Origin of the sequence: Micromonospora sp. DH14 (assembly GCF_029809455.1) — a bacterium.
Classification (GTDB): domain Bacteria; phylum Actinomycetota; class Actinomycetes; order Mycobacteriales; family Micromonosporaceae; genus Micromonospora; species Micromonospora parva.
In genome coordinates, this window is record NZ_JARVKT010000023.1 from 32,631 (window position 1) to 44,583 (window position 11,953).

10 protein-coding genes are annotated in these 11,953 nt (G+C 71.4%); 3 read left to right on the top strand and 7 right to left on the bottom strand.

Annotated elements, in window-relative coordinates:
• Positions 1–62: 62 nt before the first annotated feature.
• From QCZ28_RS24755 to ngcE, 3 genes are all read right to left on the bottom strand, one after another.
• Positions 63–962 (bottom strand): carbohydrate ABC transporter permease, encoded by a 900-nt coding sequence (locus tag QCZ28_RS24755; protein ID WP_279518896.1) that lies wholly within the window; start codon positions 960–962, stop codon positions 63–65.
• Positions 959–1,867, bottom strand: coding sequence for a sugar ABC transporter permease (locus QCZ28_RS24760; RefSeq protein WP_279518897.1), 909 nt, complete (start codon positions 1,865–1,867; stop codon positions 959–961). The genes QCZ28_RS24755 and QCZ28_RS24760 overlap by 4 nt, the downstream gene beginning before the upstream one ends.
• 64 nt (positions 1,868–1,931) lie before the next feature.
• Positions 1,932–3,347, bottom strand: coding sequence for an N-acetylglucosamine/diacetylchitobiose ABC transporter substrate-binding protein (gene ngcE / locus QCZ28_RS24765; protein WP_279518898.1), 1,416 nt, complete (start codon positions 3,345–3,347; stop codon positions 1,932–1,934).
• A 189-nt stretch (positions 3,348–3,536) separates the two neighbouring features.
• Here ngcE and QCZ28_RS24770 point away from each other — a divergent pair, with 189 nt between their 5' ends.
• Positions 3,537–4,997, top strand: a complete 1,461-nt coding sequence (locus QCZ28_RS24770) for an acyltransferase (protein ID WP_279518899.1) — start codon at positions 3,537–3,539, stop codon at positions 4,995–4,997.
• Here QCZ28_RS24770 and QCZ28_RS24775 read toward each other — a convergent pair.
• The gene (locus QCZ28_RS24775; protein WP_279518900.1) at positions 4,969–6,456 is read right to left on the bottom strand and encodes a CoA-acylating methylmalonate-semialdehyde dehydrogenase; all 1,488 of its coding nucleotides are present in this window, start codon (positions 6,454–6,456) and stop codon (positions 4,969–4,971) included. The genes QCZ28_RS24770 and QCZ28_RS24775 overlap by 29 nt on opposite strands.
• Positions 6,453–7,751, bottom strand: a complete 1,299-nt coding sequence (locus QCZ28_RS24780; RefSeq protein WP_279518901.1) for an aspartate aminotransferase family protein — start codon at positions 7,749–7,751, stop codon at positions 6,453–6,455. Before QCZ28_RS24780 ends, QCZ28_RS24775 begins: the two co-directional genes overlap by 4 nt.
• Before the next feature lie 239 nt (positions 7,752–7,990).
• On the opposite strand from QCZ28_RS24780, the gene QCZ28_RS24785 reads away from it, so the two are divergent.
• Positions 7,991–8,887: a glutamate cyclase domain-containing protein gene (locus QCZ28_RS24785; RefSeq protein WP_279518902.1), complete on the top strand. Its 897-nt coding sequence runs from the start codon at positions 7,991–7,993 to the stop codon at positions 8,885–8,887.
• A 104-nt stretch (positions 8,888–8,991) separates the two neighbouring features.
• Here the strand turns inward: QCZ28_RS24785 and QCZ28_RS24790 are convergent, their stop codons facing one another.
• Both QCZ28_RS24790 and QCZ28_RS24795 read right to left on the bottom strand, forming a co-directional pair.
• Entirely contained in the window at positions 8,992–9,987 is a 996-nt protein-coding gene (locus tag QCZ28_RS24790) for a hypothetical protein (RefSeq protein ID WP_279518903.1), read from the bottom strand.
• 30 nt (positions 9,988–10,017) lie between these two features.
• Positions 10,018–10,890, bottom strand: coding sequence for a hypothetical protein (locus QCZ28_RS24795; RefSeq protein WP_279518904.1), 873 nt, complete (start codon positions 10,888–10,890; stop codon positions 10,018–10,020).
• Positions 10,891–10,979: 89 nt separating this feature from the next.
• Between QCZ28_RS24795 and QCZ28_RS24800 the strand changes: the two genes are divergently transcribed.
• Positions 10,980–11,948, top strand: coding sequence for a hypothetical protein (locus QCZ28_RS24800; protein ID WP_279518905.1), 969 nt, complete (start codon positions 10,980–10,982; stop codon positions 11,946–11,948).
• Positions 11,949–11,953: the final 5 nt, after the last annotated feature.

Consider the following 11,953-nt stretch of genomic DNA (forward strand, 5'->3'; position numbering starts at 1 on the left):
CGAGGGGCGAGGCGTAGCCGGTTACTGAAAGTGGTGATCGGGATCGGTCAGGGTGGCGGGCGCTACTTGAGTTGGCCGGCGGTCAGGCCAGCCTGCACCTGACGCTGGAACGCCACGTACACGGCGAGCACCGGGAGCACCGCGATGCTCAGGCCGGCGAAGAGCCGCGCGTAGTCACCGGCGTAACCCTGACTGACCGAGAGCGCGAACAGCCCCTGGGCCAGCATCCACTTGGACTCGTCGCCCTGCAACAGCACCTGCGGCAGCAGGAACTGGTTCCAGTGGCTGAGGAAGTTGAAGATCGCCACGCTGATCAGTCCCGGACGTGCCATCGGCAGCATCACCCGGAAGAAGAGCCGGAAGTGGCCGCAGCCGTCGACCAGCGCGGCCTCCGCCACCGACGTCGGCAGGGTGCGGAAGAACGCGGTCAGGAAGAACACCGTGAACGGCAGCGAGTACGCCGCGTAGACGAGGATCAAACCGAGCCAGGTGTTGAAGAGGCCGGCGTTGCGGACCACGAAGAAGAGCGGCACCAGGGCGAGGAACACCGGGAACATGAGGCCGCCGACGAACAGGTAGTAGACGACCTGCCGGCCCCGGAACTCGTAGCGGGCGAAGACGTACGCGGCGGTGGCCCCCATCAGCATGGTGAGGCTGACCGAACCGGCGACCACCACCATGCTGTTCAGGAAGTACCGGCCGATGTGCGCGCCGGTCCAGGCCCGCGCCCAGTTGTCCAGGTGCAACGCGCCGGGGAGGCTCCACGGGTCGGCGAGGATCTCACCGTTGGTCTTGAACGAGCTGATGAACATCCACAGCAGTGGCAGGACGGTGAGCAGGCCCCAGACCAGCAGGAAGCCGTGCGAGAGGGTGTTGGCCACGCCGAGTTCCCGGCGCACCGGGCGGTCCCGGCGGACGACCGGGGTCGGGGCGGCAGCGGTGGGCTGATCCAGAGTGGTCACGAGTACTCGATCCGTTCGCGCCGGCCGATGCGCAGCGACAGCACCGCCACCGAGAGGGTCAGGAAGAACATCACCACGCCGATCGCCGAGGCGTAGCCGAACTTGGTCTCGCTGCCGAAGGCGGTGTCGTACATCCGTACGCCGATGACGTCGGTGGAGAAGTTCGGGCCGCCGTTGGTCATGAGCTGCACCAGGATGAACCCGTCCAGGGCGAAGATGGCCAGGTAGACCCAGGCGACCTGGACGGTGTCCCAGAGCAGCGGCAGGGTGACCCGGCGCAGGGTGGTGAACCGGGACGCGCCGTCGAGCAGCACCGCCTCGTAGATCTCCCTCGGCACCGCCGACATCGCCGCGCCGAACAGCACCACGTAGAAGCCGACGTTGCTCCACACCATCACCGCCAGGACGCACCAGAAGGCGGTCGCCGGGTCGCCGAGCCAGGTCGGCGAGGGCAGGCCGAGACCGTGCAGGGCGCTGGTCAGCAGCCCCTTGTTGGGGTGGTACACCTCCTTCCAGAGCAGGGCGATGATCACCACGGAGAGCACCTGCGGGAAGAAGTAGACGGTGCGGTAGAGCGCGCCACCGCGTACGCCGGTCACGCCGGCGCTGCCCTTGCGCCCGCCCATGGCGAGCATGGTGGCGAAGAAGAGCCCCAGCACGATGGTCAGCACCGGCACGAGAGCCAACAGGATCACGTTGTTCTTCAGCGCGTTCCACACGTAGTCGTCGTGCCAGAGGGCCTTGAAGTTGGCCAGGCCGACCGGGTTGGCGTCGGCCGAGTAGCCGAGCCAGTCGGTGGTGGAGATCTGGAACGCCTGCAGGTACGGCGAGACGACGAAGAAGACGTACAGCAGCACCGGCGGCACCAGGAACGTGACGATCAGCGGCCACTTGCCATGTTTCACGAGTTGGACCTCTCCGAGGGGGTACGGCCGGTGGGGAAGGGCGTCTCCCCCACCGGCCGGGCGGTCAGGCCGCTCGCTTGTACTTCTTGATCGAGCTGTCCTGGGCGATCGAGTCGGCGCCCTTCTGGCACTGCTCGAGGAACTCCGCGGGGCCGATCCGGCCGCTGAAGAACTCGCCGCACGCGGCGTCGACGAGGTTGCGCTCCAGCTTGCGGTAGAAGTTGTTGTAGACCCAGTTGAAGCCGTTGGCGCCGGACGCGTCGAGGGCCTTGACCACGGTGCTCAGCCCGTACGGCAGCTCGACGCCCTCGCTGGCGCCGGCGACCACGGTGAGGCTGGCGACCTTCCTCGTGAAGTCCTGGGCGCCTTTCTTGGAGAGCATGGTCCGGAAGTACTCCAGGCCGCCGGCGACGTTGCGGGCCTTGGCGGGCACCATGAACGGTTCCCCGGCGGTGCCCCGGATCGCCTCGAACGGCAGTTTGTCGCCGCTGCCCAGGCTCGGCGTCGGCGCGATGGTCATGTTGAACCCGGCCGGGGTGACGTCCTTCTGTTCGCTCTCCAGCCAGGATCCGCAGGAGATGAAGGCGGCCTTGCCCTGACACCAGGCGGTCTGCGACTGCTTGTGGTCCAGGCCGGACGAGCCGTCCAGGATGTACTTGTCCTTCACGATCTGGTGCCAGGCGTCGGCGGCGGTCCGCATCGAGTCGGACTTCCAGGCGTTCGGCTCCAGGTTGTCGATGGCGGTCGCCACCGACGGGCCGCCGAGCTTGATGGCGGTGGAGATCAGCGGCCAGCTCATGTAGCGCGGGTGCAGGCCGGCGTACGTCCAGGGGGCGATGCCGGCGGCCTTGATCTGCTTGCAGAGCGCGATGTGGTCGTCCCAGGTCTTCGCGTACGACCAGCCGCGGTCGGCGAAGAGCTTGGCGGAGTGCCAGATGCCGTAGGCGGTGTAGGTGTAGTTGAGCACCAGGAACTTGCCGTCGTAGGAGCCGACCTCGACGGCGCCGGGCAGCAGGGTGTCCTTGACCGTCTTGCCGGGGATGTCGAGGCTCGGGGCGGCCAGCAGCTCGTCGAGGCCGGCGAGAGCGTTCTGGCTGACCAGGCCGTTGAAGTCGATCTGGCCGGAGCCGGAGTTGTTGACCACGTCGGGCGGGGTGCCGTCGACGAAGCGTGGCTGGAGAGTCTTGCTGATCTCCTGGGTGGAGGAGTGCCTGATCTTCGCCTTCGGGTACTTCTCGGTGTACATGGCCTCGTGGGCCTTGGCGTACTCCTCACCGAACCCGCCGCCGAAGATCACCACCTCGAGTGGGGCGTCCTCCTTCACGCCGAGCGGGTTCTGGGCGCTCTTGGTGCCCTGGTAGGTCTCGGCATCGTTCTTGTCACCGCCACCGCTGGTGGCGCAGCCGGACAGCAGGCCGGCGGCGGGGGTGGCCAGGAGGCCGGCGGCGGCGCTGCGCCGCAGGATGTCACGCCTGTTCATGGGTTCTCCTCGGGTCGGGTCGGGCGGTCGCCGGTGTGGGGGAGGCGTCCGCCGCGCGAGGCGCGGTGATTCTCTTCAGTTCATGCTCTGTTGCTGAAGAATTTCTACGACAGCCGGGCCCGGACTTCAAGTCCTGACTGTCGAACCGTTATCACCACCAGCCGTCGCCGGGTCGCCTAGCCTGAGGCGATGCGCCGTCTGCGCCAGCTGGCCGAGCACACCCCGGCTGGGCGGGAACGGTACGTCGACCTGCTCCGCGCGCTCGCCATCACCATGGTCGTTTTCGGACACTGGAGCGTCACGGTGATCGGGCGCGACGCCGCCGGGCAGGCCACCGGGCACTCCGCACTCGGTGACCTGCGCTGGGCGTACCCGCTGACCTGGCTGGCCCAGGTCATGCCGGTCTTCTTCCTGGTCGGGGGGTACGCCAACGCGGCCTCACTGACCCGGCTGCGGGCCCGTGGCGGCGACGCACCCGGCTGGCTGATCGACCGCAGCGCCCGCCTGGTCCGCCCCACCAGCACACTGCTGCTGGTGCTCACCGCCGCGGCGGCGGCCGCCTGGCTGCGTGGTGCCGAGCCGACCCGGATCCGCGAGGTGTTCTGGTTCGCCACCATTCCGCTCTGGTTCCTGGTCGCCTACCTGGCAGCGGTCGTGCTCACCCCGGCGATGTACGCGCTGCACCGCCGTCTCGGCCTGGCCGTGCCGCTGGTCCTGGTCGCCCTGGTCGGCCTCGGCGACCTCGGCCGGCTGATCGGGCCAGAGGAGCTGAGCTACGGCAACTACCTGTTCGGATGGCTCGCCGTCCACCAGCTCGGCTTCGCCTGGCACGACACCCGCACCGTGCCACCCGCCGGTCGGGCCGTGCCACCGCAGCCGGCGACCGGCCCGGCCGGCCAGACCGCGTCCCCACCCGCCGAGGCCGACACCGCCGGGCCGTCGACACCCGACCGTCCCGGGGTACGCCGACGACGGCTGCCCATCTCCCGCCGGGCCGGCCTGGTGTTCCTGACGGCCGGGACGGGTGCGGCCCTGCTGCTCACCGTGCTCGGCCCGTGGCCGGTGGTCATGCTCAAGGTGCCCGACGAACGGTTCGACAACAGCGCGCCGCCCAGCCTCGCGTTGCTGGCCGTCGCCGCCGGCCAGCTCGGGGTGATCCTGCTGCTGCGCGGCCCGGCGGAGCGGCTGCTGCGGCGCACCGGGCCGTGGCAGCTGGTGATCGGGGTCAACCTGGTGGTGCTGACCGTCTTCCTCTGGCACCTCACTGCCGCGATCCTGCTGATCGGGATGCTCGACGCGGTCGGGACGCTGCCCGCCCCGGGGGTCGACACGGCCGCCTGGTGGGCCTGGCGGGTGCCCTGGCTGCTGCTGCTCGGCGCCGTCCTGGTGGTGCTCGTCGCCATCTTCGGCCCGGTGGAGGCGCGCAGCGCCCGGCACCGCACCGGACGCCGGACCGGTCGGGGCAGCCCCGCCCGGGCGGGGTTGGCGGTGGCCGGCTATGCCGGCGTGGTGGCCGCGCTGCTGATCAACAGCGCCACACCGCAGCAGGCCCCGGAGCCGCTCGGCACGCCCGTCCCGGCGCTGGTGGCGTACCTGGCCGGGGCGGGCGTGCTGCGACTGCTCAGGTCTGGGTGGGGAACCCGAGGTTGACCCCGCCGTGCCGGGGATCCAACCAGCGACTGGTGACGACCTTGCCCCGGGTGAAGAACCGCACCCCGTCCTCACCGTGCGCGTGCAGGTCACCGAAGAGCGACGACTTCCAGCCGCCGAACGAGTGGTACGCCATCGGCACCGGAATCGGCACGTTGATCCCGACCATGCCCACCTCCACCTCGTGCTGGTAACGGCGGGCCGCCCCGCCGTCGTTGGTGAAGATCGCCGTGCCGTTGCCGTACGGGCTCGCGTTGACCAGCTCCACCGCCTCGTCGTACGAGCCCACCCGGACCACGCTCAGCACCGGTCCGAAGATCTCGTCGGTGTAGATCGACATGTCCGGGGTCACCCGGTCGAACAGCGTCGGGCCGAGCCAGAAACCGTCCGGGTCGCCGTCCGGCGTCACGTCCCGCCCGTCCACCACCGGCACCGCGCCGGCGGCCACCCCCGCGTCCACGTAGGAGCGCACCTTCGCCGCGTGCGCGGCGGTCACCAGCGGGCCCATGTCGCAGCCCCGTCGGCCGTCGCCGGTGCGCAGACCGGCCATCCGCTCGGCGATCCGCTCGACCAGCGCGTCCGCCACCGGCTCCACCGCCACCAGCACCGAGATGGCCATGCACCGCTCCCCCGCCGAACCGAACCCGGCGTTGACCGCCGCGTCGGCGGCCAGGTCCAGGTCGGCGTCCGGGAGCACCACCATGTGGTTCTTCGCCCCACCGAGCGCCTGCACCCGCTTACCGGCGGCCGTCCCGCGCTGGTAGACGTACCGGGCGATCGGGGTGGAGCCGACGAACGACACCGAGCGCACCTCCGGGTGCTCCAGCAGCGCGTCGACCGCCTCCTTGTCACCGTTGACCACGTTCAGCACCCCGTCGGGCAGGCCCGCCTCGGCGAACCACTCCGCCAGCAGCAGCGCCGCGCTCGGGTCCTTCTCGCTCGGCTTGAGCACCACCGCGTTGCCGCAGGCCACCGCGACCGGCACGAACCACAGCGGCACCATCACCGGAAAGTTGAACGGCGAGATCACCGCCACCACCCCGAGCGGCTGCCGGATCGTGTACGAGTCGACCTCGGTCGACACGTTCTCGCTGAACGCGCCGCGCAACGCCGACGGCAGGCCACACGCGTACTCGATGACCTCCAGGCCGCGCTGCACCTCGCCCGCGGCGTCGGCGAGCACCTTGCCGTGCTCGGCGGTGATCACCTCGGCGAGCCGGTACCGGCGGGCGTGCACCAGCTCCCGGAAGGCGAACAGCACCGCCGACCGCTTCGCCAACGACGCGTCCCGCCAGATTCGCGCCGCGCGGGCGGCGGCCTGCACCGCGACGTCGACGTCCGCGGTGCAGGCCAGCTCGACCTCGGCGGTACGCCGACCGGTCGCCGGATCGAACACGTCGCCGCGCCGCGCCGACGTGCCGCCGACCCGCTTGCCGTCGATGAAGTGACCGATGCTCATGCCGCCACCGCCGCGCACGAGCGGATCGCGTCGACGAGGATCGCCAGGCCCTCCCGGGCCTCCGCCTCGGTGAGCGTCAACGGTGGACCCATCCGCAGCACGTTGCCGTGCAGGCCGCCCTTGCCGGTCAGCAGACCGCCCTCCCGAGCGGCCTCGAAGACCCGGTTGGTCAACGCCGGGTCCGGTTCGCCGGTGCCCGGCCGGACGAACTCGACGCCCAGCATCAGCCCCTTTCCGCGTACCTCGGCGACGCAGTCGAGCCCACCCACCGCGGACCGCAGGCCGTCGGCGAGGATCGCGCCGACGCGCGCCGCGTTCGCCTGGAGGTCGTGCTCCAGGAGATAGTCGAGCACCGCGTTGCCGGCCGCCGTGGAAATCGGGTTGCCGCCGAAGGTGGAGAAGCTGATGGCCGCCACCGACTCCAGCACCTCGGCCCGGCCGACCACCCCGGCGAGGGCGAACCCGTTGCCGATGCCCTTGGCGAAGGTGAGCAGGTCCGGTGTGACGCCGTGCGCCTGGTAACCCCAGAAGTGCTCCCCGGTACGCCCCCACCCGGTCTGCACCTCGTCGGCGATGAACAGGATGCCGTGCTCGTCGAGGACCTTCTTCCAGCCGGCGAAGAGCCCGTCCGGCGGGTGCACGAACCCGCCGACGCCCTGGATCGGCTCGGCGATGAGCGCGGCCACGTCACCGGCGGTCTGGGTGGCCAGCACCTCACGCAGGTCCTCCACCGCCGCGTCGACCTGCTCGTCGGGGCTGAGCCGGGCCAGCAGCCCGCGCACCCGGTCACCCGAGTGCAGCCAGGCCACCTGGAGCGGGTTGAGGCCGCTGGCCGACCAGTTGCGGTTGCCGGTGACCCCCATCGCCGCGTACGACCGGCCGTGGTAGCTGTTGCGCACGGCCAGGACCTGGTGCGACCGGCGGTGGTTGGTGGCGACCAGCAGCGCCGCCTCGTTCGCCTCCGTGCCGGAGTTGGTGAAGAACACCCGGGCGTCCGGGATGCCGGAGCGCTGGGCGATCTTCTCGGCCAGCTCCACCTGTTGGCGGATCAGGTACAGCGTCGAGGTGTGCACGATGCCGGTGGCCAACTGCCGCTCGACGGCCTCCCGGATCTCCGGGATGTCGTACCCGATCATGTTGGTCAGCACCCCGCCGAAGAAGTCCAGGTAGCTGCGACCCTGCGCGTCGGTGACCCGGCGGCCCGAGCCGGACACCAGCTCGATCGGCTCGGCGTAGTACAGCGGCATCCAGGACGGGAGCACGGCCCGGTGCCGGGCCAGCAGGTCGTCGGTCATCGTGGCAACCCTTCAGCGGCGTTCGTGGATACCGCACGCTCCCACCGCCGGCCGAGGCGAACAACTGCCAGCGTGTAGCCCATGGCTGCCTCGACCTGACAGCACGTCAACGATTTTCGGGGTGAAGCTTCCCCTTGGCCACCGATTTGGGCGGTCTTCTTGCGCTCGCTCCACTCGATCCGCAGCGTGGTGGCACACCGCTACCCTGGGTCGGTCCACTGTGACCGGGGAGGCACGCGGTGCGCATCGAAGAGACGATCGCCGAACTGGAACGCGTCGCGGCGCGCGAGGTGGGCCGGGGCAGCGAGGCACTGGCCGCGCCGGCGGCCGGTGGACTGCTCGCCGCCGCCCGGTCGCTCGCCACCGCCGGGCCGCCCGACGCCGCCGTCTTCACCGGGTTCTTCATCCCCGGCGCCGACCCACCCGCCGCGGAGACCGACGGCCCGCTCGGCGCGGTGCAGATCGCCGTCGCGCTGCGCCTTCTCGGCGGCCGATGCCGGCTCGTCACCGACGAGCCCTGCGCCCCCGTGCTCGAGGCGGCCGTCACCGCCACCGCGCCCAACCTGCCGGTGGACGTCGCGCCACTGCGCGGGTACGAGGACTGGGCCGCCGCCCGCATCCCCGAGTACGGCCAACTGACGCACCTCATCGCCTGCGAACGGGTCGGGCCCGGGGTGGACGGTCGGCCGCGGAACATGCGCGGCGAGGACATCGGCGCACACACGGCACCCCTTGACCAGCTCTACACCTCCGGGTCTGCCTTCCGGATCGGCATCGGCGACGGCGGCAACGAACTGGGCATGGGCCGCCTGCCGGCGGACCTGGTCGGGCGGGTGGTCGCCGCGGGCGAGCGGATCCGGTGCGTGGTGGGCGCGGACGCCCTACTCGTCGGTGGCACCTCGAACTGGGCTGCCGCCGCCCTGGTCGGCGCGCTGTCTCTGCTCCGCCCCGAGGTGCCCGAGCTTCGTACGCTGCTGGAGCCGGCCTGGTCGTACGACCTGCTGAGCGCGGTAGTGGGCGCGGGCGCGGTGGACGGCGTACGCCGCCGCCCCACGCTCAGTGTCGATGGCCTCGACTGGCCCGCGTACGCCGAACCCCTCACCCGCATCGCCGAACTGGTCGGAACCAGCCGCTAGGACGTGTTTCGGGCCGCTCGCCGCCGATGACGTGCGGGCCAAGACGTGTCGGTCGAGCGCGCCGGGTTCCGGCCAGCACCTCCGGGACCGCTCGCCGGGTGTCCTCATCGGACGGAAGGGGGTTCGGTCGCCGGCCGGAGTGGCCTCGGCGGGCGTACCTGCGCGGCCCTCCGCGCCACCGCCGGGCCGCCGCCCGTCAACGTGGCGGGGTCGCGACGGCGCGCCGACTCACCGGGAGTCGCCTCGTCGGCGGGCGGCGTGGCCGGTCGCCGGTCCGGCAACTGCTGGTGCGGCGGCGACGCGATGGTCGGGCCCGCCGTCGAAGGGTCCGGTGCTGCCGGTCGTGGGCGCAACGGCAGGTGCAGGGCCACAGCAACCACCGCGAAGGCGGCCCAACCGGCACCCAGCGCCACGGCCGACGAGGCGTCCTGGAGGTAGTGGTATGCGGTGAGGAAACCGACAAGCGCGAGACTGTTGCGGGCGAAGTGACGACTGAATTCGCGCAACTGGTGGCGGGCCTCGACGGCGACCAGCACCCCCGAGTACGGGAAGGTCACCACCATGCCGCGCAGCACGGCACCGAGCAGCGCGGTGAGAATCGCCCCGACGAAGATCACCACCAGCTTGAGCAAAGCCGGCAGCCCGTCCGGGCGTCCTCCGTCCGAGGTCTCGGCGACGGCGGCACGCTCATCGGCGGGGGCCGCCGGGGCATCAGCGGGGGCGGCGCTCGGGCGAGCGCGGCGGTGCAGCAGCAGCATGGCCCCCGACCAGAGCACGAGCGTGCCGACGAGCGCCGCCTCGAACGGGACGACGACGGCCAGCAGGCCGGCGCTGAGCGCCACGTAGACGGCGATCCCCGCAGCGTCGGCGAGCAGGATCGGCCAGCGCAGCCGGTGGTAGGTGACCGCCACCGTGACGAAGAAGAGGTTGAGCCCGAGCACGCCGAGCAGTTGCGCGCCGCCCACCCGGTAATCGGTGCTGAGCAGGGCGAGCGTCATCGGCAACGGCAGACTGTAGACCAGCGCTCGGAGCCGGACGGAGCGGATCACGCTGACCGCCCAGACCACGGCCGTCACCAGCAGGACCGCACTCCACGTCATGGCTCACCCGTCTCCGCCCCGGTGGGGCCGTCAGTCCTGGAAGGTCGCGGCATTCGAGCAGAGGTCGAACACGCGGGTGAGCCGGTTGACGTCCGTCCGGTTGACCGAGAACTGGTTCTCGCCGATCTCGCCGTGTGCGGTCATGTGGGCCTCCCAGCAGCTCGACCCGTCCCAGAGTGCCAGATTGACGTGTAGCTGGGGACTGACCACACCGTAGGGCAGCAACCCCACCCGGGCCCCCGCCGCACGCTGCTTCTCCACCAGGGCGGACAGCTCGTCGCTCATTCTGGCGTAGATGAACACCCGGGTAATCTGGACGCCCCGCTGCAGGGCTTCGAGGTTGACCTCCCAGTAGCGCCGGCCGATCTCGCTGCGCCACCAGCTCAGCTCCCCGCTCGCCCGGGGCATCACGTTGGTCAGGGCGTCCAATCGTTGTACGCAGGTGCGGGTCGCGCCGATCAGGTCCTCGTCCTCGTCGCCGCGCCGGATGATGCGACCCTCCGCGAGTTGCTCGGCCTCCAACCGGAACTGCTCGTACCGCCTCTGCGCCTCCGCGGCGACCCTGGTGCCCGCGTGCTGCTCGGCCGCGTCCCGCATTGCCCCGGCGAGCTCCGTGGTGGTGCGGACGAGCCAGGGCGGGCCATCCAGCAGGGTTCGCAGGTGGAACCGGCGCTCCGCGCGGGCCAACGAGTCCACCAGGAGCGAGATGGTGATGCCCATCAGGCCGGCCAGCAGCGACTCCACCCCCGATGCGGCGTTGCTGAGGTCGAGCGTGATGCTCAGGGTGATCGACAGGGTGATGCCGACCAACGCCACCGGGTCGGTGTGCGCCACCAGACGGACGAAGCCGCCACTGGAGCTGCCCTGCCCGCGTATCCGCTCACTGGCCATGTCACGGGCCATCGACATCCCCCAATCAGCCGCTCCCGCCAGCGTAGACAGCTGCCACAACCGCCGGGGTTCCGCCGCAGCGGACCGGTAGCATCCGGCAGGTGCAGAGCGCGGACGCGGCGTCGTCGACCGGAACGGACGACGAGCGGATCACGGCGGAGATCCGGGCCTGGGTCTGCTCACCCCCGGTCCGTGGCCTGGTCGCCCACTTCGGCGGCGCCTGGCCCGACGGCGACCTCACCGAGGTGCTCCGGTTCCTGGACGAGTTCTCCGCCCGACACTGGGACTTCCGGGGTGGCCGGGAACGGCCCGACGCGCGCGAACCCGACCTCGATCCGGCCACCGCCGCGCTGGTGCTCGACGCGGCAGCCGCGCTCGGGCTGGTCCATCCGGTGCCGCCGACCCGTGGCGCGTACGCCCACCTGGTGGTGCTCGGCGGCCTGGCGCACGCCTGCGTACGCCGGGTCGGGTACGCCGCGCACCTGCTCCGCGCCGGCCTGCCGGTGAGCGGCGAGGTCGCCGTCCTCGGCAGCTTCCGGCCGCTGTCGGACTGGGAACGCCGCACGCTCGCCGACGCGGGCCTGCCGGCCGACGAGACCGAGGTGGACGTGCTGGACACGGCCGTCCGCCGGGTGTTCGGGGTGGCCGCCCCGGCGGAGCAGGAGGGCGTGGACGCCGGCCACCCGCACCACTCCTGGTCGTCGCGGACCTACCGGCCGGACGGACTGCCCCCGGTCCGGGTGCTGGCCGCGCCGTCCAGCGAACCGGACCAGCGGCGTGCGCACACCGCGGACACCCAACGGTTCTGGGCCGGCCACGTCCGGCTCGCCCCGGGCGACGAGGTGCTGATGGTCACCGCGCCGATCTACGTGCCGTTCCAGCACTGCGACGCGCTGCGCACCCTCGCCGTGCCGTACGGCTGCGCCATCGACACGGTCGGGGTGGACCCGACCCTGGCCGACCTGGCGGTGCTGCCCGAGCAGACGCTCACCCCGGGGCGTTACCTCCAGGAGATCCGGTCGGCGATCCGGTCGATGCGGGCCCTGCACGCGGCGCTGGTCGCCGGCTGACCCGG